Below are 23,068 nucleotides of genomic sequence, written 5' to 3'. Positions count from 1 at the left end.
GTGTTAAGCACGCCGCCAGCGTTCATCCTGAGCCAGGATCAAACTCTCCGTCAAAAAAACGAAAAACAAAAAGGAAACCAGCACGCCCGGAAAAGACGCACCAGAAACCCGACCCCAGCCAAAACCATCCCACACACACGGGGGTGCGCGCAGAACAGCATCAGCCAATCAAAAAAATGGCATCGAATCAAACATGGCACACTATTGAGTTCTCAAACAACAGGCCCCTCCGGACCCCCACCAGAACACTCTGGCCCGCTCCGAAGCAACTTCTCAAACCTACCAGACTCTCGCATTTCCCTCAAATTCCCTTTCGGTCTTTCGAGGCCATGCAATTGTCTTCCTCATCCTGCCGGACATGCAGCACCGCTGCCGTTCCGGCTGTAGGAGAAGGGGTTCGGCCGCCGAGGCCCTCGCGGTGTTCCGCGCTCCGTCGGCGACTCGGAATACATTACCGGGCTCCCGGGGGCGCAGCAAATCCGCGGGCTGTGTGCTCGGACACAACATATGCCGGCTGAACCGGCAAGGCTGGTCCATACCCCCTAGGGGTACTTGACCCATACCCCGGGTGGGTATAGCTTCGAGGCATGGACATGGAATCCACGGCGGAAGGGCAGCCAGCGCCCGTCCACGGCTACACCTCGAACAAGTCGGCGTACCTGCTCCGGCTCAAGCGGATCGAGGGGCAGGTCCGAGGGATCGCTCGCATGGTGGAGGACGACAAGTACTGCATCGACATCCTCACCCAAGTCTCGGCGGTCACGAAGGCTCTCCACGCGGTGAGCCTCGGCCTCCTCGAGGAGCACATCGGCCACTGCGTGGTGGGGGCGGCGAGCGAGCCGGACCCCGACCGTCGCTCCGAGGAAATCGACCTGAAGGTGAAGGAGGCAGCTGATGCAATCGGACGCCTCCTTCGATAACTCCGGACCCGCCCACCAACCCACCCCTCACGAAGGAACCGACATGACGCATTTCAAGACGACCGTTCACGTCGACGGCATGACCTGCGGCCACTGCATCGCGGCTGTTACTGAAGAACTGGAGTCGCTCGATGGAGTCGAAGAGGTCTCGGTAGACCTCAATGCGGGAGGCATCTCCGAAGTCACCATCGACTCTGACCGCAAGCTGAAGCACGAGGCCATCAGCGAGGCTGTCGCGGAGGCGGGATACCTCGTCGTCGACAACCGGGCGTAGCTGAACGCTGAGTCGCATCCAAGGGGGACCCGAACAATGCCTGTCCACGACATCCCGCGAGTCGTCGAACTCGACATCCAGGGCATGACGTGCGCATCGTGTGTGCGCCGCGTCGAACAAAAGCTGGGAGCCATCGAGGGAGTCCGGGCAAGCGTCAATCTGCCCCTTGAATCTGCGAGGGTCTTCGCCCCCGCGGGGATCGACGACCAGCAGCTCATCGAGCGCGTCGCCGCAGCCGGCTACGCCGCACGACTCCATCAGCCCGCTGAAGAGCATGAGGAACACGATCGTCCCGGCACGCAACTGCTGCCGAGGCTCGTGGTCGCCGCGGTCCTCACCGTTCCGGTCTTCGCGTTGTCGATGCTGCCCGGCCTCGAGTTCCCCAACTGGGGATGGTGGGCCGCCGTTCTCGCGCTGCCCGTAGTGACCTGGGCTTCCTGGCCGTTCCACAAGGCGGCCGCGATGGCTGCCCGCCACGGCTCATCGACGATGGACACGCTCGTCTCCCTAGGCGTCATCGCGGCCTACGGGTTTTCCCTCGGACAGCTCATCGCAGATCCCGCGCTGACCGCCGGGCCCGGGCACTCTATGGAGAGTGGGGCCCTCTACTTCGAGGTTGCCGCGGTCGTGGTGACCTTCCTTCTCCTCGGCCGGTTTCTCGAAGCTCGTGCGAAGGCCCGGGCAGGAAGTGCGTTGAAGGCCCTGCTGGACCTCGGCGCCAAGCATGCGGCGCTCTTGAAGGACGGCGTCGAATACCGCATTCCGGCCGGTGAACTCATTCCGGGGGACCTCTTCGCGGTCCGGCCCGGGGAGAAGATCGCTGCCGACGGAATCGTGCGTGAAGGCAACTCCGCCGTCGACGTCTCGCTGCTGACCGGTGAGTCGGTGCCGGTCGAGGTCGGGCCCGGGGACCGAGTCACGGGTGCGACTGTGAATGCCTCTGGGAGGCTCGTGGTCGAAGCCACCCGCGTCGGGTCCGAGACAACTCTCGCGGCCATGGGCCGCCTCGTCTCCGAGGCACAAGCTTCGAAGGCACCCATTGCGCGGCTCGCCGATCGCATCAGTGGCGTCTTCGTTCCAATAGTCCTCGCGATTGCGGCAATCACCTTCGTGGCCTGGCTCCTTGCAGGCGGAGGGTTGGACTCCGCGATCACGGCCGCCGTCTCCGTCCTAGTAATCGCTTGCCCCTGCGCGCTCGGCCTTGCAACGCCCGTCGGCCTGCTCGCTGGCAGCGGCAGGGGGGCGCAGCTCGGCATCCTCATCCGCGGCCCGCAGGTCCTCGAGGACACGCGGGCAGTTGACACGCTCGTGCTCGACAAGACGGGCACGGTGACCACGGGCCGTCTCGCAGTCGACGCCGTCGACCCCGCCCCCGGCCGGGACGCTGCCGAGATCCTGTCTATGGCCGGTGCCGTCGAATCCGCGAGCGAGCATCCCATAGCCCAGGCGATCGCCGCTTCCGCCCTCAAGGCGCCCGGCCCGGTTGCCGCGCCGCCGCGCGTCGACGAGTTTGGCTCGGCTCCCGGCGGGGGTGTGGTCGGAATCGTCGATCGGAAGGCCGTCGTGGTCGGCCGCCTGTCGTGGCTGCATGAGAACGGCGTCGAAGTCTCCGAATCGTTGCGCGAGCTGTTCACCTCCCGCGAAGACTCAGGGGCTACCGCGGTATGGGTCGCCATCGACGGCCGGGCGGCAGGAATTGTGAGCCTTCGGGATACGGTCAAGCCGGGCTCCGCGGCCGCCGTCGAACGCCTCAAGGCACTCGGTCTGCGCCCCGTGCTGCTGACCGGGGACAATTCGGCAGTGGCGGCACGGGTCGCCGCGGAGGTGGGGATCGCGCCGTCGGACGTCTTCGCGGGGGTGAGCCCGGAGGGAAAGGTCGACGCGGTGCGGCGGCTCCAAGCACAGGGGAGCCGGGTCGCCATGGCGGGCGACGGCGTCAACGACGCCGCAGCGCTGGCTCAAGCGGATCTTGGAATTGCCATGGGGTCCGGGACGGATGTCGCACGCGAGGCCGCAGACCTCACCGTCATGGCGGACGATCTCGGACAGGTCGCCCTCGCCATCGAACTCTCGAGAGCTACGCTCCGCATCATCAAGACAAACCTGTTCTGGGCATTCGCCTACAACACCATCGGAATTCCGGTGGCAGCATTTGGCCTCTTGAACCCGATGATCGGCGGCGCGGCCATGGCGGCGAGCTCTGTGCTCGTCGTCGCCAACTCGCTCCGGCTCACACGGTTCGCCCGCTAGGCCGGCTGCACCCTAAGCCGACGGCGTCGGCAAGGGCTCCGGCACGCTTTCCTCGAGCAGTGGCTCTCCTGCGGGTGCCCGCAGCTCGTCGACCCGGACGAGCACGACCCCTGCGACGATGAGTGCGCCGCCGAGCGCCTGGACCGGGGCCGGGACCTCGCCGATGAAGAGCCATGAGGCAAGCACCGAGAACAAGACCTCGGTGAGGGAGACGAAGCTCGCGACCTTCGCGCCGAGGTGCTGCGCCGCGACGATGCCGAGGGAGTAGGCCGCGACCGCCGCCACGAGCGTGATGCCGAGGATCGGTACGAGCCAACTCGTCTGCGTGCCCCAGAGCTGTACGGTTCCGAACGTGGCTGAGAGGGGCAGGACACCGACGACCGCGAGGACTCCGATCCCAACGGCGCCGAAGACCATCCCGCCGCCCACCATCGCAAAGGGTGGCAGGACGCCGTCGGCCTTCGCTGAGAGCACGAAATAGACGGCAAGGCACGCGGCAGCACCCATTCCCCAGAGGACGCCGACGGGATCAACCCGAGTCGCGCTGAAGAGGTTGAGGACGAGCACAAGGCCGACAATCGCGACGACTGTTCCAGCTACCGTCAGCAGCCCCGGGCGGCGGCCCGTCCGCAGCCACAGCCAGCCCACGATGATGATCGGCGCGAGATATTCGAGCATGAGCGCGACCGGCGGGCTCATGCGGGCCACTGCGTTGAAGAAGCAGAACTGGCAGAGGGCGATCGCAATCACCCCGTACATCGCCATGATCCCTAGCCCCCTGCGCATCTGGGACCAACGCCCGCGCATCATGAGCAGCGTCGGCACGAGCATGACCGCAGCGGCGAGCCCGATGCGGGCACCGACGGTCGCACCCGGGCTCCAGCCGGCTTCCAGGAGGGACTTCCCGAGAGGTCCGCTCACGCCGAAGGTGCCGGCTGAGACCAACGCGTAGACGAGGCCAGAGCGGGAGCGGTTGGCAGACATCAGGGACACCTCCAGAAGCGTCAGGACCAAAGTGAGTGTATGGTAGTGACACTAGACCCCGGAGAGTCAGGAGTCAAAGTGCTGTTCGCCAATGACACCGAAGTAGCCCTGCGCAGCGTCGTCAACCTCGTAAACACGCTCGATACCGATGGGACCGAGCATCTGGGGACGCTCGGGGACCTGGACCGCTTCCTCGAGGAGGAGGGGTTCACCGGCTCCCGGACGCACGACGACGACGAGCTCGCCTCGGTCCGCGGGCTGCGGGCGCGGCTGCGGAGTCTGTGGGACGCGTCGGAAGACGAAGCTGTCGCTCTCGTCAATGAAATCCTGCGGGAATCGCAGGCCCTCCCCCAGCTGGTCAAGCACGACCACTGGGACTGGCACCTTCACGCGACCACTGCCGAAGCTCCCCTCGCCCAGCGCATGGCGACCGAAGCCGCGATGGCGTTCGTCGACGTCATCCGCTCGAAGGAACTCGACCGCCTGCGCATCTGCGCGGCCGATGACTGCGACGCAGTGCTCATCGACCTCTCAAAGAACCGCTCGAAGCGCTACTGCGACACCGGCAACTGCGCGAATCGCGCCCATGTGCGCGCGTATCGGGAACGCAAGGCTGCAAGCTAAGCCGGGATCCGAGAGGCGCTTGGTACCCTTCGGAAAGGGCCTGCCCCGATCCGCGCAAGGGCGGGGGTCCATGCCCTTCCGTATCCCGTCGGACGTCCCAGCATCGGCCGCCCCCGACGCCTGCAATCAGGGGGTGACCAGCACGTGCCCACGACGCTGCTGAGGGCGCGCACGCTTGACGAGCTCAAAGCCAAGGCCGCGGCCCTCGGGCCTGGCGCGCGTCTCATCAGCACGGAGGCCGTACGGCCGTCCGGACTCCGCCGGCTGCGCGGTCTCCGCTTCGAAGGCCTGGCCGTGGTCCCCGAAGTTGATGAAGCGGACCTCGAACTGGCCGCTCCTAGCTCCGGGCGCGAAACCCTTCCCGACCTCGGGCCTACAGCTCGGAGCGAGAACGTCTCGGCGATGCTTCACGAACTCGGCGCGCCCCTCATGGTCGACGAGCAAGCCGGCGGAGGTCCGCTGCGGGCACCGGGGAGCCTCATCGTCGTCGCAGCCCCGCATGACGCCGCGCTCGGACCTGCGATGGCGCTTGCTGAGGCGGTACGCGGCCAGTTGTACACGTCCGGGCTGCTCGAGGCGTATGGAAGACCTTCGCTCGAGGGCCGACGCCAGGCTGCGGCGGCACGGGAACAGGGAGCAGCGCTCGGGCAGCCGGTGGTGGTTGCATTCGGACTGGGGAGGCCTGCCTGGACGGCGTCAAACGCAGCGGCTGCTGAGCGCCTGCGCGCTGATCAAGTGTGGCTCGTCGTCGACGCCCGGCACAAGCATGCGGACACAGCTTCGTGGGTCGCGGCCGTGCAGACGCGCCTCGTGGTTCACGCGCTTGCAGTGACCGGAATCGGCGAGACCTCGACGCCTGGCACCGTGGAGCGGCTCGGAGTGCCGGTCGGCTGGACTGACCAGAGCCCCGTCTGGAGTTGAGAGCTCAGCGAAGAAGGCGCCCTTGGGCGTCGGTGCGGAACGGCTGGGCGCCGAGAACAATGAGGGTTCCCTCGACGATTCCCCAGAGGAAGATGGCCCCGTAGGTCTCCTTGGCGAAAAGGATCGCGGCCATGATCTGAACGATTCCCATGGCTGTGTATCCGAGGTAGAAGCGGTGTGCGCCGAAAGCCCCCAAGTAGATGCCGAGAAGCCCCGCCACCGCACGGCGGCGCGGCGAAAGTCGGATCGCTGGGGCGAGTCCGGCTTCCTGGCTCGGTGCCGCGGGGAGGTACATCATGCGCTTCGGCTCACAAGGTCAAAGGGTCGTTTCTCTTCGGCTGCGCCGGACGAGCCGGAGAAGTCGGGTGCTTCCAATGTACATGTCAAAATGGCAGTCTGCATTGGACGTGTACATTTGAGCGCTCGGCCCGGAGGCCGGGGAGTCTTAGGCCGCGCCTCCGGACTCGTTCGTGTTGTCACCCGTCGTATCGCCGTCCACTGTGGCAGAACCTTCAGGAGCGGGCCCAGTCTGCGGCTTCGGCCGCTTGAGTCGATCCTCGGAGCGCAGGTTGACGCCCGAACCCTGGCTGAGATGCTCGGGGTTCTCCTTGTACGTCATCGAGAGCATCGCCGCGCCGACGAGACACGCGATGAACGCGATCCCGCCGCCCGCGAAGGCGAGGTCAAACCGCATCCCGTGGCCTGTCCCGCCCGACGCGAAGAACAAGACCGCGACGAACGAGAGGACGCCGAAGAAGGCGGAGAACATGAGGGGTCCCTTAATGCCAACGCGCGGTCCGCGTGGGGATTCTTCGGTCATGGGGGCCCTCCTTGCGCTGTCAGCGCTGCTGTGGGTGCGGCGGTGGAATCTGAGGCTCTGCGAAGTGCTTGGGTTGCGACTTCTACGCCAAGTAGAAAGCAGAACCACTCAATTCTAGGCCACTCTGGTCGCGGCTGTGGAATCGTGCCGAAGGCTCAGGGCGGAGATCGCGAGCAGAACTCCGGTGATGATGGCCCCTCCCCCGGCAACACCGAGGATTGCGTGGGGCCCGAGCCCGGTGAAGAACGGCAGCAGGATTCCCGCTCCCAGATTCACAACACCCGTAATGCCGAGGTCTTTCCCCAGAGGAGTCACGCCCGATGCGGGCCCTCGGCGTGCGAGTACGGCTCGGGCGAGATCGGAGAGGCCCACAAGGATGAGGGCCACCGCACCGCCTCCGGCAAGCAAGCCCACGGACTGGACCGTGACGATCGCGATGCCGCTGCAGGCCGCCAAGGCATAGGGGACAAGGGCCGTCAGTGCCGAAGCGCGGTCCGGGGCGGGACGCTCCGCCCGCAGGAGCCAAGCTTGCGCGGCGAGCAGGAGCCAAAGGTACCCCGCCACGGCCCAGGCCGCGCCCGTCGTCGTCGGCTGGCCCCAGAAGACCGTTACCGCCCCGAAGGCGAGTGCGGCGAGCGCGCGGCCCAGAACGGGTGGCCAGAGATGGGCGCGATCGGGCGACGGAGAGTCGGCAGGCATGGGCCAAGTCTAGTGGGCGCCGAGCACGACCCACCTGCTCCCCCTCGCCCGCAGCCCGAGCGTGAGGGCCCGCGCGAGCATGTAGCCGCCCGCGAAGGCGGCCCACAGCCAGGCGAGCCCGGACGGGCCCGCGAGGTCGGAGAGGCCCACCCAGACGAGAAGCGGCCCGTAGACCACAAGGTTGAGGAGACCGGCAAGCGCGAGATAACGAGCATCACCGGCCCCTATGAGCACTCCGTCGAGCACGAACACGAATCCGCACGCCGGCTGGCTCGCGGCGAGCACAAGCAGCGCTGGCGTCAGGGCCGCGTGGACCGTTGGATCGGAGGTGAAGATCCATCCGACCCAGGGGGCCGCAAGTGCAAGCACGGCACCCGTCAGCACCCCGAAACCGAGGGACCAACGGACCATGGTTCCCGTGAGCTCGCGTGCGCGGGCAGCGTTTGAGGCGCCCAGCTCCTTGCCGATGAGCGCCTGCGCCGCGATCGCGAGCGCATCCAGAGCGAAGGCGAGGAAGTTGAACATCGTCATAGCGAGCTGATGCGCCGCGAGGTTCTCGGCGCCTTGGGCGGTCGCGACCAGGACGGTGGCGAAAATCGCAGCGCGGAGCGTCGCCGTCCGCAGCATGAGCCAAGAGCCGACGTGCGCTGCGGAGAGGATTCCGCGCCAGTGAGGGCCGAGGGCGATCCCCTCGCGACGCATCCGAGGGACGACAATCGCGAGGTACACACTCGCCATGCCCAGTTGGGCGATGCTCGTTCCGATCGCGGAGCCCGCAATGCCCCACCGGAACCCGTAGACGAACAGGAAGTTCAGCAATGCGTTGGCAGCGAAGCCGACCGTGGCGACAACGAGCGGGGTCCGGGTGTCCTGGAGCCCGCGCAGCACCCCTGTCCCGGCATAGACGAGCAGCATCCCAATGAGGCCCGGCATCGACCACACGAGATAGTCGACCGCGTATCCCTGAACCGCCGGCGTCGCGCCCATTCCGTGCACGACGGCGGGCGCGGCCGCCCATCCGACCCCGGCAAGCAGCAATCCGAGCAGCAGCGCCAGCCAGACGCCGTCGCGCGCCGCAGCCATCGCGCGCCCAGCCTGACCTGCTCCGAGGAAGCGGGCTACCGCCGGGCCCGTGCCGTACGCGAGGAACACCATGAGCCCGACGACGGTCTGGAGAACCGTCGTCGCGAGGCCGAGGCCAGCGAGCTCGTCAACGCCGAGGTGGCCAACAATCGCCGAGTCGGCGAGAAGGAAGAGTGGTTCGGCGATGAGCGAGCCGAACGCGGGCAGGGCGAGCCGCAGGATCTCGCGGGCGATCGAGCGAGCTTCCCCGCGGCCTGCAGTCGCAGGCGCTCTAGGATCGGCCTCCTCGGCTCCCGTTTGGTCCATGGGACCCACTGTAGGTCGTGCCACCGACAGTCGAAGCGAGGAAGTCCTCCCACGTCCGGTGCCCTACGGCGCGGTTGGGAGCTAGGTTTGCGCCCGCTCGGATTGCCCGGGCGGCGCGCCCGGGCACCGGGATCGGAAGGAGCACTCGGCGCTGTCGCGTGGCCTCGAGATACGAACGGATCAAACTCTGCATGGGGTAGACCGTCGGGCCTGCGAGGTCCAGCACGAGCCCTGCCGGGGAGCCGAGTGCCAACTCGACGAGCCGATCCGCAACCTCACCCGAGTCGACCGGCTGGAAGCGGAAGCCGCGCGGCACCGGGATGACCGGCAGCTTCGCCATAGCGCGCACCGTGAGGAGGGTGAGGTCGTAGAACTGGGTGGCGCGAAGCGTCGTCCACGGAATCCCCGAGGCCTCCACCACGCGTTCGGCATCCCGTTGGGATGCAAAGTAGGCGAAAGCGGCGCGGTCCACTGCGCTGGCAACTGGAATGGCGTCCGCTCCCACGACCGAGATGAAGACAAGGTGCGTGACGCCCGCCGCTGATGCCGCCCGAACCAAGAGACGCGCCTTTTCGCCGTCGCCCTTCTGGGTTCCCGCACAATGCACAACTGTGCGGACGCCGTCGACCGCGGCCTCGATCCCCGCGCCCGTGGTGAGGTCACCACTTACGTACGTGTCGCCGTCGTCCGAAGCAGGTGCACGGCGCGTCAGCACCCGAACCGACTGCCCTGCTTCCCTCAGCCGGGCGACGACTTGCCGCCCGAGCGTGCCCGTCCCGCCCGTGACAAGAACTGGTTGTCCCATCGCTGTGCTCCCTTTCGGTGAATTGCCTCCTGTGCTTGCATGACACGCGAACGTGCTGAAGTGTGACATCCGTGGATGCCTCCGATCTCCTGGGCCGCCGATTCGAAGCGGAGCGCGGCCGCCTCCGTGCGATGGCCTACCGCATGCTCGGCTCGCTGTCCGAGGCGGACGACGCCGTGCAGGACGCTTGGGTGCGCCTTTCGACTACGGACGCGGGAGCTATCGGGAACCTCGGAGGTTGGCTTACCACGGTCGTCGCCCGGATCTGCCTCAACATCCTGCGCAGCCGGGAGACTCGCGGAGAGGCTCCGCTCGATGACTCGATCCCCGAACTCGCCGACAGACGGGCGGGGAGCGATCCCGAGGAGGAAGCCGTCATGGCGGACGCCGTGGGACTCGCGCTGCTCGTGGTGCTCGACTCGCTTCAGCCCGCCGAACGCCTCGCCTTCGTGCTGCACGACATGTTCGACGTCCCGTTCGCCAACATCGCCCCGATCATCGGCAAGTCGACCGAAGCGACACGGCAACTCGCGAGCCGTGCCCGTCGGCGGGTCAAGGGATCAGCCTCACCCTCCCCCGACGCGGCCCGGCAGCTCCATGCAGTCGAGGCCTATCTGGCGGCAGTGCGCTCCGGCGACTTCGAAGCGCTCGTCAACCTCCTCGCTCCCGACGTCGTTCTGACCGCCGACGCGGCCGCAACTCCCGCGGCCATCGCCGTCATGCTCCGCGGCTCGCAAGAAGTCGCGCGCGCTGCAGTCGCCTCGGCACTCCGGGCTCCGTTCGCGCGCATAGCCTTGCTCGACGGCGCTCCCGGGCTCGTCGTTGCGCCGCGGGGTCACCTTCGGCTCGTGCTCGCGTTTACGGTCGACGGCGGGCGGATCTCAGCCGTGGACGTCGTCGCCGACCGGCGGAGGCTTAGAGCGCTCGAGGTCTCGCTAGCGGACCTCTAGAAGCCGCCGCCTTCACCGTCGCCCGAATCGACGGCCATGTTGGCGAAGCGCGAGTAGTGCCCTTGGAAGGCCACGACGATGTCCTTCGTCGGGCCGTTGCGGTGCTTCGCGACGAGGATGTCGGCCTCGCCCGCACGGGGCGACTCCTTGTTGTAGACGTCCTCGCGGTGGAGCAGGATCACCATGTCGGCGTCCTGTTCGATCGATCCGCTCTCGCGCAGGTCCGAAACCATAGGACGCTTGTCCTGCCGCTGCTCCGAGCCGCGGTTGAGCTGCGAAAGGGCGATCACCGGGACGTCAAGCTCCTTGGCGAGGAGCTTGAGCGCCCGGGAGAACTCGGAAACCTCCTGCTGGCGGCTCTCGACCTTCTTGCCGGAGCTCATGAGCTGGAGGTAGTCGAGGACCACGAGGCGGAGTCCGTGCTGCTGCTTGAGCCTGCGGCACTTGGCACGGATCTCCATGAGGGACATGTTGGGCGAGTCGTCGATGAAGAGCGGGGATTCGTTGAGCGGCCCCATGACCTTCGCGATCTTGGCCCATTGCTCGTCGCGGAGCGTGCCTCGGCGAAGGTCCTGGAGCTGGATCGTGGCCTCGGCGCTCATGAGGCGCATCGCAATCTCGTTGCGGCTCATTTCGAGCGAGAAGAAGACCGTTGGGAGCTTGTGCTTGATGGCGGCAGAACGGGCAAAGTCGAGCGCGAAGGTCGACTTTCCCACTGCAGGACGCGCGGCGATGACAATCATCTGGCCACCGTGCAGGCCGTGGGTGAGCTCGTCGAGTTCGTAGAAGCCCGTCGGGACGCCGGTGATGCCCTCACCGCGATGGCCTGCCGCCTCGATCTCGTCCATTGCGGATTCCATGACCTCGGAAAGCGCGACGTAGTCCTCGCCCTGACGGCGCTCGGCAACCGCGAAGACCTCGGCCTGGGCCTGATTGACGAGGTCTTCAACCTCGCCGTCCTGCCCATAGCCGAGCTGGACGATCTTGGTTCCCGCACTCACGAGTCGGCGCAGCACGGCCCGCTCTGCGACAATCTCGGCGTAGTAGCCGGCATTGGCCGCGGTCGGCACTGACTGGATGAGCTCGTGAAGATACGCCGGGCCGCCCACTCGGTTGATCTCGCCGCGCTTGGTCAGCTCGTCCGAAACCGTGACCGCGTCCGCGGGTTCGCCGCGGCTGTACAGGTCAGTGATCGCCTCGAAGATCGTCTCGTGCGCTGGACGGTAGAAGTCGGGAGCGCGGAGAACCTCCACGACGTCCGCGATGGCGTCCTTCGAGAGCATCATCCCGCCGAGCACCGACTGCTCAGCAACGATGTCCTGAGGCGGAGTTCGGCCTGTATCCGAGTCCCGGTAGGAGGGGGCCGATTCGGTGTGGGCAGCGGACATCAGAAGCACCTCGCAAGGAAGAGAGACCAAGCTCCGGCACAGAATGCTGGATGCTCCAAGACCGTACCCAAGCCCTCCGACAGTCGAGAACTCCGAAGTGAACACCCTCTGGGGATATCGCTGTTGATAACTCCTCCCCCAAGTGTTGAAAACCTGTGGACCACTGTGGATATCGCGATTGGAGCTTCTCGAATCCGCCCCTGACGTGGGAAGACGCTGCCTACAGCATGTGGATTAATCTTTTTTGTCCACATGCGAAATCCACAGCCGAGATGCTCTTTTTTGTGCAACCGTTTGTGTTTTCATGGGAGCCGCGGGACATATGTGATTTCTCCCACATATCGCGCGACGGGTCGCATTCCTCTGGCCGCATACAGCGCCTACACCGCCGGGCTTCTCTGCCGGGTGCCCCGTAGCTCGCCGCGTACTACGCTGGAAAGTGCCCCCGGCCGGGGCTAGATTCACGTCCTCCGCACCGATCCGGAAGCCCCGATGGAAAACCTTCTGCCGCCCCTCATCATCCTGCTGTGCGTCGTCGTGATTGTCGTCCTGATGCTGCGCAGGGGGGCTCGGAGGTCAAAGTCTTCGGGGGATGCGGCCCTTGCCGGCGGCCTAGAGGCCGCTGCCGCCGCCTCGTCACGGCTCAGCGAGCACCAGCACCGCGTGATCTATTCGTTCATCGCTCAGGGGCTCACGGTTCAGGCGATCGCCGCCTACCGCCAAGCCACGGGGGCGCGCCTGATCGAGGCGCGGAACGCAGTCCTCCTCATGGACCGGTACCCCCAGTCGTTCAACTCCCCTCCGGCCGAGACCACGCGGCCGGCCCCCGGTCCCCAAACCAGGCCGCCGGGCGCACCGGACGAAGATGCGACGGGCGAGCCTTCCAAGGGGCCGGCCGAGAGGACCGAGCCTGAGACCACTTCCTCAACGCCCGCGGTGTCACAACGACGCGAGGAGGCTTCGCCGTCGTCTGCCCAACAACCCAAGGTGCCGGCAACGCTCGGCGAGCGATCTACCACCCGCTATCCCTACCGCTATCGGGCGATCGTCAGCAACGGACGGCAGACGCTCGAGGTCGCGAGCAACTTGCTCAACGACGAAATCTACGGAGAGATCAAGGCACTCGCACAGATTGGCGACGCCGAAGACGCAGCACAGATGCTATGGCGCCACTCGGATATCAGCATCGAAGAGGCGAGGGCGTTCGTCGAGCTCCTCTGACTCGCCCTCACGCCGAATCTGACGCCGCCTCCTCCGCGGCTTCGAGCACCCGGAGCGCGTTCTCGGAGCACAGCGCGTCGAGTTCCTTGCGGCTCCACCCGCGCTCGGCCAGAGCGTCGAGCAGGGGCCTGTAGCCCGCGACACCGTCCATGCCCTCGGGGAGCTCGGGGGTACCGTCGAAGTCTCCACCGAGCCCTAGGTGGTGCGGGCCGACGACGTCGCGCGCGTGCTCGAGGTGACGGACGACGTCGTCGATGGTCGCCTTGGGTGCCGGGTGCATGCGCAGCCAAGCCTCGAATCCCGCCGCCGCCGCTGGATCCTCGGCGGGGGCTACATCGTGGAAGCCGACCGGAAGACCCAGCTCAAGCCGCTTCGCCTGAACGGCGCGGGCGTGGTCGCGGCAGGCCTCAGAAACGAACTTCGGCACAAACGTCACCATGAGCAGGCCGCCGTTGCGGGGGAGCCGCTCGAGGATCGAATCAGGGACGTTCCGTGGGTGGCCGCACACGGAACGGCATGAGGAATGGGAGAACATGACGGGCGCGCGCGACGTGTCGAGGGCGTCTTCCATGGTCCGCTCGGAGACGTGGGAGAGATCCACGATCATGCCGAGCTTGTTCATCTCCACGACGACGGCTCGGCCGAACTCGCTGAGCCCTTGATCCTCGCCCTCACCAGTTGCTGAGGAGGCCCAGGGGAGGCTGTCGTTGTGCGTGAGGGTCATGTATCGCACCCCGAGTTCGGCCATCGCGCGCAGGACGCCGAGCGACGCAGCAATACTGTGCCCGCCCTCCATGCCCATGAGGGAGGCAATGCGGCAACGATCGATGGCCGCGCGAACCTCGCCGGCCGTCCGAGCGAGCTCGAACGTCTCCGGGTAGGCCGCGACGATCCGGTGAACGCAGTCGATTTGCTCGAGCGTGGCCACGACCGACTGCTCAGGGGTCAGCGTGGAAGGAACGAACACGGACCAGAACTGAGCGCCTACCCCACCCCGCCGCAGCCTGGGTATGTCCGTGTGAAGCCTCGGCTGGCCGACATCGAGAGCCGCGGCTCCGACGTCGTACCCGAAATCCTGCCGAAGAGCCCAGGGAAGGTCGTTGTGTCCGTCGATGACGGGGGCATATTCGCGCTCAGAATGCACCCCGTCATCGTACGACGGGCTTCAGTTGCGGCCCGTGAGGTCCGAAAGAAGCTCTTCGAAGCTCTTGTCCTCGGGCCTCGTCGCGACTCTGGGAGCCTTGGCGGGCGTGCCCTCCGCCAGTTCAGCGACAAGCTCGGCCGCCGCCCGTTCGATCCGCGAGGTGAGGCTGCCGCCCAGAGTCGAGTCGCCCTCCGGGCCCTGGCCCCAGTCCATGGGAGCGGCGAAGACCGCAGTCGGGACGATTTTCGCCCTGAGATAGCTGAAGAGGGGACGCATCGCGAAGTCGATAACCATGCTGTGACGCTCCGAGCCTCCGGTCACACCGAGCAGGACCGGCTTTCCCTCGAGGGCGGTGTGGTCGAGCAGATCGATGAACGACTTGAACAGGCCGCTGTACGATGCGCTGAAGACCGGCGAGACCGCGACAAGTGCGTCTGCCTTCTCAGTCGCCTCGATGGCCTCTGCGAGTCTGGGAGCGGCATAGCCGGTGACGAAGTTGTTCGCGATGTCAACCGCAAGGTCGCGCAGCTCGTAGACGGCCACCTGGGTCTCGATGCCTAGCTCTGCGGCGCGGCGCACGCTCGCGTCAGCGAGCTGGTCCGCGAGGAGGCGGCTCGAGGAGGGTGTTCCCAGGCCAGCCGAGATGACCACGATCTTCTTCGCACCCATGGTGTCCGTTCTTCCTTTCGAAGGTAAATGCATTTGCATCTATCCTCACAACCGGGGAAGCCCCGAACCTATTCCCGACCGTCCGACACCCACCCCCGCCCCACGCTCCCCCCTCATCGTTTCGGGTACAGAAACTCCCCTCCCTGGCCGTCTCAGGTACGCCAACTCCCCACCCTGACCGTCTCAGGTACGCCAACTCCCCTCCCTGACCGTCTCAGGTACGCCAACTCCCCACCCTCCCCGGACAGCGTCCTATCTATTCCCAAACTGCCGACAATGCCATGCTGGCGTTGACGCGCCGAAGGTGCGGAAGATGGTTTCGCTGCACGCGAGACGCGCCGAGCGTGCGGTTCACGTACCCGAGATGCGGCCAGAGCGGAGTTGGCGTACCCGAAACGCCCCCAGAGGAGAGTCGGCGCACCCGAAACGCCCCCAGAGCGGAGTTGGCGTATCCGAAACGAGAGGGCCCCCGCCGAGCTATCGGCGGGGGCCCTCTCTATGTCCAACAGCCATCAGACTGGTGGGGAACTACTTCGCGGCGACAACCTGGAGGTTGATCGTTGCGGTGACCTCGTCGTGCAGGCGCACGGCGACGTCGTAATTGCCCGTGGTCTTGATGTGGCCCGGGAGGACGACCTTGCGCTTGTCGACCGAGCCGAGGCCAGCGGCCTCGACGGCGGAGGCGACGGCCTCGGTGCGGACGGTGCCAAAGAGGCGACCTTCCTTGCCGGCCTTCACCTCGAGGCGCACCGGGGTCTTCGCGAGAGCAGCAGCCTGCTCCTGCGCAGCCTCGAGCGTCTTGTGGGCCTTGGCGGCACGCGCGGCGTTGATCGCCTCGACGTGCGCCTCGCCACCCCGCGTCCAGCGCAGCGCGAAGCCACGCGGGAAGAGGTAGTTGCGGGCGTAGCCGTCCTTGACCTCGACAACGTCACCAGGGGTGCCGAGTCCGGTCACTTCCTGGGTGAGGATGATCTTTGCCATGGTTCTTTAGCTTCCCTTCTCAGCCGCGGCCAGCGCCGGAGTAGGGGAGCAGGGCAACCTCGCGGGCGTTCTTGATCGCCTGGGCGATCTTCCGCTGCTCCTGCACGGTCACGCCGGTCACTCGGCGGGCGCGGATCTTGCCGCGGTCCGAGATGAACTTGCGCAGCAGGGCGACGTCCTTGTAGTCGATGACGGTGATGTCAGCGGCCTTCAAGGGGTTGGACTTTGGTTTCGGCTTACGGATTTCAGCCTTGGCCATCGTGGAGCTCCTTTTGTCTCGCGGAGCCCGTGGTCATGCCACGGGATGGTTGATGTAAGTGATCAGAAAGGCGGCTCGGAGTCAGGGCCACTGCCCCAACCGCCCGAGTTGCTGACGCCCGGGGTTGCCCACGGATCGTCATTCTGCGCGCCGCCGCCGCTCCAACCGCCGGAGCCACCCTGGTTCTGCGAACCTTGGTTGCCTCCGTAACCGCCGGAGTTGCCGCCACCGAAGTTCCCCCCGGAGTTGCCGCCGCCGAAGTTGCCCCCGGCATTGCCGCCGCCGAAGTTCCCACCCTGACCGCCGGAGCGCTGGGTGCGGTTCACTTTGGCAGAGGCATAGCGCAGGCTCGGGCCGATCTCGTCGACCTCAAGCTCGATGACGGTGCGCTTCTCGCCTTCCTTGGTCTCGTAAGAACGGCTCTTGAGCCGGCCGCTGACGATCACGCGCATGCCCTTGGTGAGCGACTCTGCAACGTTCTCGGCAGCCTCACGCCAAATGGATGCGCGGAGGAACAGGGTCTCCCCGTCCTTCCACTCATTCGATTGGCGATCAAAGGTGCGCGGCGTGGAAGCCACGGTGAAGTTGGCCACGGCAGAACCCGACGGTGTGAACCGGAGTTCCGGATCGTTGGTCAGATTGCCGATGACCGTAATCGTGGTTTCGCCTGCCATGCTGCCTCCTGGTCCGAGCCTTGGACGTTCTTACGGATGAGCGAAGAGATTCACGCCAAGACTACTTGGCGGAAACCTTCTGGTCTTCAGGGCGGATGATCTTGGTGCGCATGATCGTCTCGTTGAGGTTCAGCTGACGATCAAGCTCCTGGGCCGTGGCCGGCTCAGCGGTGAAGTTGACGACGGCGTAGATCGCCTCGGTCTTCTTCTTGATCTCATAAGCGAGACGACGACGACCCCAGATGTCCACCTTGTCGACGGTTCCACCGTCGGTGGTGATCACACTCAGGAACTTGTCCAGCGACGGCTGAACGGTACGCTCGTCGATCTCGGGATCGATAAGGACCATCAGTTCGTAAGCACGCATGTGTGAACCCACCTCCTTTGGGCTAAGCGGTTGCGGTCTCTCCGCAACAGGAGGTTCATTTGCGTTTGCCAATGCTCCGCACAGGTTTGCATCCTGCGGCAGCACAGACTTCCCTATACTACCGGATCCGCGCCTGCCCTCCGGTGACTTCAACACTAGGGCCGCCCGCCGTCGTCGTCCGTTCCCCCTTCAGGGGTTGTGGACGACACGCCGTGGCGATTGGTGTGCAGGAACAGTCAGGGCTCACGAAGGTAGGAGTGCGAGGATCGCCGCATGATGACACAGCCCGGTTCTCTCCGCTCGACGCGCGCTGTGAGCGCCAGCCGCCGCATGTGGGCGATGGTCGCCCTAGGCATAGTCGCCGCGATCCTCACTGGACTCTTCTCGTCTTGGTGGCACGCCGCCGCCGCTGGCTGGGGCGCCGCGGCCCTTCTGTACGACATCTGGGTTCTCTCGAGGATCCTCCCCATGGACGCGGAACAGACGAAGAACCACGCCCGAGAAGAGGACCCGCGCAGGGGAACCCGCGACTTCCTCATCCTCTCCGCGAACGTCGCCGCAATTGTCGCCGTCATCATGGTCATGGTCTCCGGCAATCAGGACAAGGGGGCGGGAAAGGTCACCCTCGCCCTGCTCGCCATCCTCGTCGTTGCCGCGTCCTGGCTCCTGTTGCATACGATCTTCATCCTGCGCTACGCAGAGCTGTACTACAGCACGACCCAACCCGGGGGCGTCGAGTTCAACCAAGACGAGCCGCCCAAGTACAGCGACTTCGCATACCTCGGCTTCACCCTTGGCATGACGTTCCAGGTTTCGGATACGAACCTGACGACGACGCAGATCCGCACCGAAGCGCTCAAACAGGGGATCCTCGGCTACGTCTTCTCGACCGTCATCCTCGCCGCGACCATCAACCTCGTCATCGGGCTCGCGACCCAGAGCGGCTGAAAGCCCTCAACTGACGAAGAAGCGCTCGGCGACGAGCGCGAGGCGCCAAGGATCCAGCACGCCTGCGAGTTCACGCGCGGAATGCATGGAAAGGAGCGGGACGCCGACGTCGACCGTGCGGATCCCAAGCCGAGTCGCCGTGAGCGGCCCGATGGTGGAGCCGCACGGGACGTCATTGTTCGAGACGAACTCCTGGTAGGGCACCTCGGCCTCCGAGCACAGCCGCGCCCACAGGGCAGCGCCGGCGGCGTCGGTTGCGTACCGCTGCTGGGCGTTGATCTTGAGCAGTGGGCCCCCGTTGAGCACCGGGCGGTTCGCCGGATCATGCTTTTCCGGATAGTTCGGATGGATCGCGTGGCCCGCGTCCCCCGAAACGTGCCAGGAGGCGGCGAACGCACGACGGCGATCAGTCGCCGTCGTGCCGAGCCCGTCGCCGAGGCGGGCCAAGACGTCCTCGAGGAAGGGCCCGCAGGCCCCCGAGCGCGTTGACGAACCGACCTCCTCGTGATCGAAGGCGGCAAGGACCGGGATGACCGGCTCGCCGGACCACTCCCCCGTGTCCTCAAAGGCCCGGCCGAGCGCCGTGAGCCCTGCGTGGACCGAAGAGAGGTTGTCGAGCCGACCGGACGCGAGGAATTCACCGTCCGTACCGAAGACCGCGGGCTCCTGCGCGTCTGCGACCACGATGTCGTACCCTCCCACGTCTCCCGGATCGACCCCGGCCTCGCGGGCCAGCAGACCGAGCAGGTCCGCTCGGTCTGGATCGCCAAGTCCCCACACCGGGTTCATGTGCCGCTGCCTGTCGAGCTTGAGCCCATCGTTCACCGAGCGGTCGAGGTGGATCGCAAGCTGAGGGAACCGCAGGAGCGGGCCGGTCGCCACAAGGTGCTCGGCACCCTCGACCGTCACGAGGCGCCCTGCGAGACGCAGCTCGCGGTCCAGCCACGAGTTGAGCATCGGCCCGCCGTAGACTTCAACGCCAGCCTGCAGCCAGCCAAAGGCCCCGGTCGTCGGCTTGGGCTTGAGCTTGAACGAGGGCGAGTCCGTGTGGGCCCCGAGGATTCGGAACGGCGTGAGGGGTCCCGCGCCGTCGGGCACAATCCAGGCGATGAGCGCGCCGTCACGCACAACCACGTAGCCGCCCGGCGCCGTCGGCCATTCTTCGGCTTCCGACAGCACTCGGAACCCGACCTCCGCAAGGCGGCGGGCGCCCTCGTGCGCTGCGTGGAAGCTCGAGGGCGAAGCTACGACGAAACGGCCGAGATCCTGGGCATGACGATGTGCGGCGGTAGGCATGAGCCGAGTTTAGCCAGCGGGTCAGCGCGCATACCGCTCCACGAAGTTCCGCAGAATTCGCTGTGGCTCGTACACATGCGCTGCCCGGGCGCGCTGCTTGACCGCGTCCGCCTCGTCCGGTGGGAAGTAGCCGGAATGGCGATAGGCATCAATACGACGTTCGAGGCCGGGAAGGTCGAGCTCGGGGTGGAACTGAGTGGCATAGAGGTTGCGTTTGAAGCGGAACATCTGGACAGGGCAGCTCGCGGAACCCGCGAGCAGCGCAGCGTTCGACGGCAGTGTTCGCACGGCCTCCTTGTGGCCCACGAACGCGTCAAAGGAGGGCTGCAGGCCCGCGCAGAGTGGGTCGACGATACCAACCGGGGTCAGCTTCACCCGGACGGGGCCGACGGGCTCCCCGAAGCGGCGGTCCACGACCGCGCCCTCGTGCTGGCCGAGCAGCCCGACCCCATAGCAGGCACCGAAGAACGGGAAGTCCTCTTCGACGATGCGATCGAGGAGCTTGCCGATCTCCGCCTCGACGCGGAGCTGCTCGGAGCTCTTTTCCTCGACCGGATCCGACGCAGTGAACGGGCTCCCGCCGAGGATCACGCCCGAGAAGTTCGCGAGGTCAATCGCCGGGAGCGGGCCTGCCTCGGCACGCACACGCCACAGTTCCTCCGCCGCGAGGCCCCCGTATTCGCAGAACGCGCGGTACTCGTCGTCAGCGACGACATCGTGGTCGCGCGAGGCGAGGAGCAGGAACGGGCGCATGCCGACATTCTGCTGCGGCTGCCGTCTTCGGGGAAGTCGGCTCGCTGAGGGCCTGAGCGAATCGCCGCTCCAGCCCACTTCTAGGCTGCCGACACTCGGGTCGGGCGCGACGCGCCGCCATTCCGACTGATTGGGAAAACACAAGCGGGCGGGAGCGCGGGCCGAGGCGCAGACCGGGTCAGAACTTCAGCTTCGGGCGCTTGCGGCCGGCACCGAGCGGCGCCCCCACGAGGGACGAGACGATCGAGATGACGATGGCACCCAGCACGGCCGTCCAGAAGAACGAGTCCACGATGAGGTGCACGGGGGTGTACCGGCTGATCCAGGCGGTCAGCTCCAGCATCGCCGCGTTGAGCACGAGGGCGAACAGACCCAAGGTCAGCACGGTTACGGGCAGGGCGAGCCGACCGACGAGGGGCCGGATCAAGGCATTCACCAAGCCGAAGAGAGCACCGATGAAGAGGTAGCCCAGAACGAATTCGAGCGGTCCACTGGGGCTGGCCGCGCCCCCGCCGGGCAATGACCCGCTGATCTTGAGGCCGGGAAGGATGAGCGTGCCGACCCACAACGCCGCAGCGTTGGCAACGACCCGGAGAAGGAACGGACCGATCTGGCTCTTCTTGCGAACCACGCCCTACCTAATACCCGCCGGAGCCGCTGACAAACTTCAGCCGGCAAACCTCAGTAGTCCGGGTTGCTCGGGACAACGAGCCCGGTTTCATACCCGTACACAACCGCCTGAACTCGGTCCCGGAGGTGCAGTTTCGAGAGGATGCGCCGCACATGGCTTTTGACCGTCGCCTCGGACAGATACAGCCGGCGGGCGATCTCCGCATTGCTGAGCCCCTCGCAGATGGCGTGCAGCACCTCGAGCTCGCGCGGAGTGAGGTCCCGGAGGAGCGGATCCGGCTGGGCCTCCAGACCACGGCCGCCTCCACCCGCCCTCGCTCGAACGTATGTCTCGAGGAGCCGCTGCGTCACACGCGGGCTCACGACCGCGTCCCCGCTGGCCACGAGACGGACGGCCTGGACGAGCTCAGCCGGAGCGACATCCTTGAGGAGAAACGCAGACGCACCCGCTTGGAGGCCCGCAAAGGCATATTCGTCGAGGTCGAAGGTCGTCAGGATGATGACCCGTGCCGGCGACTGAGCCGCAGCGATGAGGCGCGTGGCCTCGATCCCGTCCATCCGCGGCATGCGGACGTCCATCAGAACGACATCCGGGGCGAGTTCCCGCGTGAGGCGCACCGCCTCGGCACCGTCTCCGGCCTCGCCGACCACCTCGATGCCTTCCTCGGACTCGAGGACCATGCGGAAACCGACACGCAGGAGGGGCTGGTCGTCAACGAGAAGGAGACGGAGGTTGTGCTCGTTTGAGGCCGAGAAGCCTTCCGAACCGGCTGTCATCGGTCCCCTTCCGCCCAGTGCAGCTCTGCTTCAACACGCCAGCCTCCGCCCGGGCGCGGCCCGGCCGTCAACGTGCCTCCGAAGATTGCGGCACGTTCCCGCATACCGGCAAGGCCGCCGCCGGTCCCCAGCGCGGGATCAGCGCCGTCGGGCGCCGTGCCGCCATCGTTGTCGACCCCCACCCGCACTGCGCCCGCTTCCCTGGCGACAAGGACGTCGACGCGGCCCACGCCCCTCGCGTACCGAAGGACGTTGGTGAGCGATTCCTGGACGATCCGGAAGACTGCGAGCTGGAACGCGGCGTCGTCTGGAAGGCTCTCGCCCTCCTGAGTCAGGACAACGGGCAGGCCAGCCGCGCGAAAGCCGTCGACGAGGGCCTGCAGACCGCCCGGCGTGGGTTCCCGGCCCACCGAGCCACCGTCCGCCCGCAGGACTCCGAGGACACGGCGCATGTCCGCGAGCGCGGCTCGGCCCGTACTCGAGAGTTCACCGAGCACCGAGCGCGCCCGCTCGGGATCGCGGTCAAGGGCGCGTGCAGCCCCATCGCTCAGAGCCACCATGACGGTCAGCGAGTGGGCGACGACGTCGTGCATCTCCCGCGCGATCCGGTTGCGTTCCTGCACGGAGGCAAGCTGGGCCCGCCGGATCGCCCATGCGCGCACCTCCGCCTGATGGATACGGTTCCCGCGGACCACGATCCCGACGCCGATCGCGACGAGATTCGAGAGGATGACCGATACGGATGCGACGAGGCCGATGAACGGACCGTGCTGCGCGAGGAACTCCTCGCCTGGACGGTACACGAACGCAAAGTACGCCCCGGCGGGAAGGCTTGCGGCGACCGTGACGACGAGTGCCCAGACCGTACGAACGCGAAGCGCGACGACGTACAGCGCGAACCAGACTGCTGCGCTCATGCTGCCAAGTTCAGGAGTGGCGAAGAGGACGACAGCGTCCGCCGCAACAATGCCAGCCAGAAGCGCCCAGGGCGCCCGGCGGCGCAGCATGAGCGCCGCCTGCGAGAGGAGGACGACGCCGAACTGCCACCAGAACCCGTTGCGCCCCTCTTCGATGAGGGCACTGAGCGAGAGCACAGCGCTCGAGAATACGACGAGCCCGTCCATCGCGAGAGGATGTTCGTAGAGGAACTGGCGAAGGCGGCCACGGCGGGCCGGCAGCGCGGAGATAGCGGCGACGCTTCCCCTGGAAGCGGCTGACGTGCCTGCAGCAGGCCCAGCTGCAGCGCTAGGAACGCCTGCGGGAGGTGCGACGCCTGCAGGCGTCGCACCTCCCGTCTTGATCACGCGGGACATGATGTCCATTGT

The 23,068-nt window shown here is 66.5% G+C and carries 26 protein-coding genes; 8 read left to right on the top strand and 18 right to left on the bottom strand.

Going from position 1 to position 23,068, the window contains the following annotated elements; translation table 11 throughout:
• Positions 1–587 precede the first annotated feature (587 nt).
• Genes LK10_RS05900 through LK10_RS05890 form a run of 3 tightly spaced genes read left to right on the top strand, consistent with a single transcriptional unit; the run spans position 588 to position 3,444 of the window.
• Positions 588–920, top strand: coding sequence for a metal-sensitive transcriptional regulator (locus tag LK10_RS05900; RefSeq protein WP_408021435.1), 333 nt, complete (start codon positions 588–590; stop codon positions 918–920).
• Positions 921–963: 43 nt separating this feature from the next.
• On the top strand, positions 964–1,194 hold the full coding sequence (locus LK10_RS05895; protein WP_043120931.1) for a heavy-metal-associated domain-containing protein: 231 nt from the start codon (positions 964–966) through the stop codon (positions 1,192–1,194).
• Positions 1,195–1,230: 36 nt separating this feature from the next.
• Complete coding sequence (locus tag LK10_RS05890) at positions 1,231–3,444, top strand: heavy metal translocating P-type ATPase (protein ID WP_043120928.1); 2,214 nt, start codon at positions 1,231–1,233, stop codon at positions 3,442–3,444.
• A 12-nt stretch (positions 3,445–3,456) separates the two neighbouring features.
• Here LK10_RS05890 and LK10_RS05885 read toward each other — a convergent pair whose 3' ends face one another.
• On the bottom strand, positions 3,457–4,428 hold the full coding sequence (locus LK10_RS05885; RefSeq protein ID WP_043120926.1) for an EamA family transporter: 972 nt from the start codon (positions 4,426–4,428) through the stop codon (positions 3,457–3,459).
• A 78-nt stretch (positions 4,429–4,506) separates the two neighbouring features.
• On the opposite strand from LK10_RS05885, the gene LK10_RS05880 reads away from it, so the two are divergent.
• Both LK10_RS05880 and LK10_RS20750 read left to right on the top strand, forming a co-directional pair.
• The gene (locus LK10_RS05880; RefSeq protein WP_043120923.1) at positions 4,507–5,052 is read left to right on the top strand and encodes a CGNR zinc finger domain-containing protein; all 546 of its coding nucleotides are present in this window, start codon (positions 4,507–4,509) and stop codon (positions 5,050–5,052) included.
• 144 nt (positions 5,053–5,196) lie between these two features.
• Positions 5,197–5,973 (top strand): hypothetical protein, encoded by a 777-nt coding sequence (locus LK10_RS20750; protein WP_052207003.1) that lies wholly within the window; start codon positions 5,197–5,199, stop codon positions 5,971–5,973.
• A 4-nt stretch (positions 5,974–5,977) separates the two neighbouring features.
• Here the strand turns inward: LK10_RS20750 and LK10_RS05870 are convergent, their stop codons facing one another.
• From LK10_RS05870 to LK10_RS05850, 5 genes are all read right to left on the bottom strand, one after another.
• Positions 5,978–6,271 (bottom strand): TM2 domain-containing protein, encoded by a 294-nt coding sequence (locus tag LK10_RS05870; RefSeq protein ID WP_052207002.1) that lies wholly within the window; start codon positions 6,269–6,271, stop codon positions 5,978–5,980.
• A gap of 147 nt (positions 6,272–6,418) precedes the next feature.
• Positions 6,419–6,793 (bottom strand): hypothetical protein, encoded by a 375-nt coding sequence (locus LK10_RS05865; RefSeq protein ID WP_043120921.1) that lies wholly within the window; start codon positions 6,791–6,793, stop codon positions 6,419–6,421.
• Positions 6,794–6,907: 114 nt separating this feature from the next.
• Positions 6,908–7,492: a hypothetical protein gene (locus LK10_RS05860; RefSeq protein WP_052207001.1), complete on the bottom strand. Its 585-nt coding sequence runs from the start codon at positions 7,490–7,492 to the stop codon at positions 6,908–6,910.
• Positions 7,493–7,501: 9 nt separating this feature from the next.
• Positions 7,502–8,881 carry an MATE family efflux transporter gene (locus tag LK10_RS05855; RefSeq protein WP_081998306.1) on the bottom strand — a complete coding sequence of 460 codons (1,380 nt, stop codon included), beginning with the start codon at positions 8,879–8,881 and terminating at the stop codon, positions 7,502–7,504.
• Entirely contained in the window at positions 8,847–9,686 is an 840-nt protein-coding gene (locus LK10_RS05850) for an SDR family oxidoreductase (protein WP_052207000.1), read from the bottom strand. Before LK10_RS05850 ends, LK10_RS05855 begins: the two co-directional genes overlap by 35 nt.
• A gap of 71 nt (positions 9,687–9,757) precedes the next feature.
• Between LK10_RS05850 and LK10_RS05845 the strand changes: the two genes are divergently transcribed.
• Entirely contained in the window at positions 9,758–10,636 is an 879-nt protein-coding gene (locus tag LK10_RS05845) for a sigma-70 family RNA polymerase sigma factor (protein ID WP_043120919.1), read from the top strand.
• Here LK10_RS05845 and dnaB read toward each other — a convergent pair.
• The gene (gene dnaB / locus LK10_RS05840; RefSeq protein ID WP_043120916.1) at positions 10,633–12,024 is read right to left on the bottom strand and encodes a replicative DNA helicase; all 1,392 of its coding nucleotides are present in this window, start codon (positions 12,022–12,024) and stop codon (positions 10,633–10,635) included. The genes LK10_RS05845 and dnaB overlap by 4 nt on opposite strands.
• Before the next feature lie 492 nt (positions 12,025–12,516).
• Here dnaB and LK10_RS05835 point away from each other — a divergent pair, with 492 nt between their 5' ends.
• Positions 12,517–13,245, top strand: coding sequence for a hypothetical protein (locus LK10_RS05835; RefSeq protein ID WP_043120913.1), 729 nt, complete (start codon positions 12,517–12,519; stop codon positions 13,243–13,245).
• A gap of 7 nt (positions 13,246–13,252) precedes the next feature.
• On the opposite strand, the gene LK10_RS05830 is transcribed toward LK10_RS05835, so the two are convergent.
• From LK10_RS05830 to rpsF, 6 genes are all read right to left on the bottom strand, one after another.
• Complete coding sequence (locus LK10_RS05830; RefSeq protein WP_043120910.1) at positions 13,253–14,389, bottom strand: dipeptidase; 1,137 nt, start codon at positions 14,387–14,389, stop codon at positions 13,253–13,255.
• A gap of 21 nt (positions 14,390–14,410) precedes the next feature.
• Positions 14,411–15,058, bottom strand: a complete 648-nt coding sequence (locus LK10_RS05825) for an FMN reductase (RefSeq protein ID WP_043120908.1) — start codon at positions 15,056–15,058, stop codon at positions 14,411–14,413.
• Between the two features lie 528 nt (positions 15,059–15,586).
• Entirely contained in the window at positions 15,587–16,039 is a 453-nt protein-coding gene (rplI, locus tag LK10_RS05820) for a 50S ribosomal protein L9 (RefSeq protein ID WP_043120906.1), read from the bottom strand.
• A gap of 19 nt (positions 16,040–16,058) precedes the next feature.
• A complete protein-coding gene (rpsR, locus tag LK10_RS05815) occupies positions 16,059–16,298 on the bottom strand; it encodes a 30S ribosomal protein S18 (protein WP_010144869.1) in 240 nt (79 codons plus the stop codon).
• A 62-nt stretch (positions 16,299–16,360) separates the two neighbouring features.
• Positions 16,361–16,972: a single-stranded DNA-binding protein gene (locus tag LK10_RS05810; RefSeq protein ID WP_043120903.1), complete on the bottom strand. Its 612-nt coding sequence runs from the start codon at positions 16,970–16,972 to the stop codon at positions 16,361–16,363.
• 61 nt (positions 16,973–17,033) lie between these two features.
• The gene (gene rpsF / locus LK10_RS05805; RefSeq protein ID WP_043120900.1) at positions 17,034–17,339 is read right to left on the bottom strand and encodes a 30S ribosomal protein S6; all 306 of its coding nucleotides are present in this window, start codon (positions 17,337–17,339) and stop codon (positions 17,034–17,036) included.
• 273 nt (positions 17,340–17,612) lie between these two features.
• Here rpsF and LK10_RS05800 point away from each other — a divergent pair, with 273 nt between their 5' ends.
• Entirely contained in the window at positions 17,613–18,287 is a 675-nt protein-coding gene (locus LK10_RS05800; protein WP_081998305.1) for a DUF1345 domain-containing protein, read from the top strand.
• 6 nt (positions 18,288–18,293) lie between these two features.
• Here the strand turns inward: LK10_RS05800 and LK10_RS05795 are convergent, their stop codons facing one another.
• From LK10_RS05795 to LK10_RS05775, 5 genes are all read right to left on the bottom strand, one after another.
• Positions 18,294–19,583 (bottom strand): M18 family aminopeptidase, encoded by a 1,290-nt coding sequence (locus LK10_RS05795; protein WP_043120897.1) that lies wholly within the window; start codon positions 19,581–19,583, stop codon positions 18,294–18,296.
• Between the two features lie 21 nt (positions 19,584–19,604).
• Positions 19,605–20,336: a glutamine amidotransferase gene (locus LK10_RS05790; RefSeq protein ID WP_043120895.1), complete on the bottom strand. Its 732-nt coding sequence runs from the start codon at positions 20,334–20,336 to the stop codon at positions 19,605–19,607.
• Positions 20,337–20,514: 178 nt separating this feature from the next.
• Complete coding sequence (locus LK10_RS05785; RefSeq protein ID WP_408021434.1) at positions 20,515–20,967, bottom strand: phage holin family protein; 453 nt, start codon at positions 20,965–20,967, stop codon at positions 20,515–20,517.
• A 50-nt stretch (positions 20,968–21,017) separates the two neighbouring features.
• Positions 21,018–21,743 carry a response regulator gene (locus LK10_RS05780; RefSeq protein ID WP_043120893.1) on the bottom strand — a complete coding sequence of 242 codons (726 nt, stop codon included), beginning with the start codon at positions 21,741–21,743 and terminating at the stop codon, positions 21,018–21,020.
• Complete coding sequence (locus LK10_RS05775; protein WP_231567628.1) at positions 21,740–23,056, bottom strand: histidine kinase; 1,317 nt, start codon at positions 23,054–23,056, stop codon at positions 21,740–21,742. Before LK10_RS05775 ends, LK10_RS05780 begins: the two co-directional genes overlap by 4 nt.
• Positions 23,057–23,068 lie beyond the last annotated feature (12 nt).

It is taken from the genome of Sinomonas humi, from assembly GCF_000802235.1.
Classification (GTDB): domain Bacteria; phylum Actinomycetota; class Actinomycetes; order Actinomycetales; family Micrococcaceae; genus Sinomonas; species Sinomonas humi.
This window is presented reverse-complemented; position numbering and strand designations above follow the sequence as displayed.

What these genes read in the sequence shown, in the direction of transcription:
- LK10_RS05900 (WP_408021435.1), top strand. Translation starts at nt 588, where the DNA reads ATGGACATGGAATCCACGGCGGAAGGGCAGCCAGCGCCCGTCCACGGC.
- LK10_RS05895 (WP_043120931.1), top strand. Translation starts at nt 964, where the DNA reads ATGACGCATTTCAAGACGACCGTTCACGTCGACGGCATGACCTGCGGC.
- LK10_RS05890 (WP_043120928.1), top strand. Translation starts at nt 1,231, where the DNA reads ATGCCTGTCCACGACATCCCGCGAGTCGTCGAACTCGACATCCAGGGC.
- LK10_RS05885 (WP_043120926.1), bottom strand. Translation starts at nt 4,428, where the DNA reads ATGTCTGCCAACCGCTCCCGCTCTGGCCTCGTCTACGCGTTGGTCTCA.
- LK10_RS05870 (WP_052207002.1), bottom strand. Translation starts at nt 6,271, where the DNA reads ATGATGTACCTCCCCGCGGCACCGAGCCAGGAAGCCGGACTCGCCCCA.
- LK10_RS05865 (WP_043120921.1), bottom strand. Translation starts at nt 6,793, where the DNA reads ATGACCGAAGAATCCCCACGCGGACCGCGCGTTGGCATTAAGGGACCC.
- LK10_RS05860 (WP_052207001.1), bottom strand. Translation starts at nt 7,492, where the DNA reads ATGCCTGCCGACTCTCCGTCGCCCGATCGCGCCCATCTCTGGCCACCC.
- LK10_RS05855 (WP_081998306.1), bottom strand. Translation starts at nt 8,881, where the DNA reads ATGGACCAAACGGGAGCCGAGGAGGCCGATCCTAGAGCGCCTGCGACT.
- LK10_RS05850 (WP_052207000.1), bottom strand. Translation starts at nt 9,686, where the DNA reads ATGGGACAACCAGTTCTTGTCACGGGCGGGACGGGCACGCTCGGGCGG.
- dnaB (WP_043120916.1), bottom strand. Translation starts at nt 12,024, where the DNA reads ATGTCCGCTGCCCACACCGAATCGGCCCCCTCCTACCGGGACTCGGAT.
- LK10_RS05835 (WP_043120913.1), top strand. Translation starts at nt 12,517, where the DNA reads ATGGAAAACCTTCTGCCGCCCCTCATCATCCTGCTGTGCGTCGTCGTG.
- LK10_RS05825 (WP_043120908.1), bottom strand. Translation starts at nt 15,058, where the DNA reads ATGGGTGCGAAGAAGATCGTGGTCATCTCGGCTGGCCTGGGAACACCC.
- rplI (WP_043120906.1), bottom strand. Translation starts at nt 16,039, where the DNA reads ATGGCAAAGATCATCCTCACCCAGGAAGTGACCGGACTCGGCACCCCT.
- rpsR (WP_010144869.1), bottom strand. Translation starts at nt 16,298, where the DNA reads ATGGCCAAGGCTGAAATCCGTAAGCCGAAACCAAAGTCCAACCCCTTG.
- LK10_RS05810 (WP_043120903.1), bottom strand. Translation starts at nt 16,972, where the DNA reads ATGGCAGGCGAAACCACGATTACGGTCATCGGCAATCTGACCAACGAT.
- rpsF (WP_043120900.1), bottom strand. Translation starts at nt 17,339, where the DNA reads ATGCGTGCTTACGAACTGATGGTCCTTATCGATCCCGAGATCGACGAG.
- LK10_RS05800 (WP_081998305.1), top strand. Translation starts at nt 17,613, where the DNA reads ATGATGACACAGCCCGGTTCTCTCCGCTCGACGCGCGCTGTGAGCGCC.
- LK10_RS05795 (WP_043120897.1), bottom strand. Translation starts at nt 19,583, where the DNA reads ATGCCTACCGCCGCACATCGTCATGCCCAGGATCTCGGCCGTTTCGTC.
- LK10_RS05790 (WP_043120895.1), bottom strand. Translation starts at nt 20,336, where the DNA reads ATGCGCCCGTTCCTGCTCCTCGCCTCGCGCGACCACGATGTCGTCGCT.
- LK10_RS05780 (WP_043120893.1), bottom strand. Translation starts at nt 21,743, where the DNA reads ATGACAGCCGGTTCGGAAGGCTTCTCGGCCTCAAACGAGCACAACCTC.
- LK10_RS05775 (WP_231567628.1), bottom strand. Translation starts at nt 23,056, where the DNA reads ATGTCCCGCGTGATCAAGACGGGAGGTGCGACGCCTGCAGGCGTCGCA.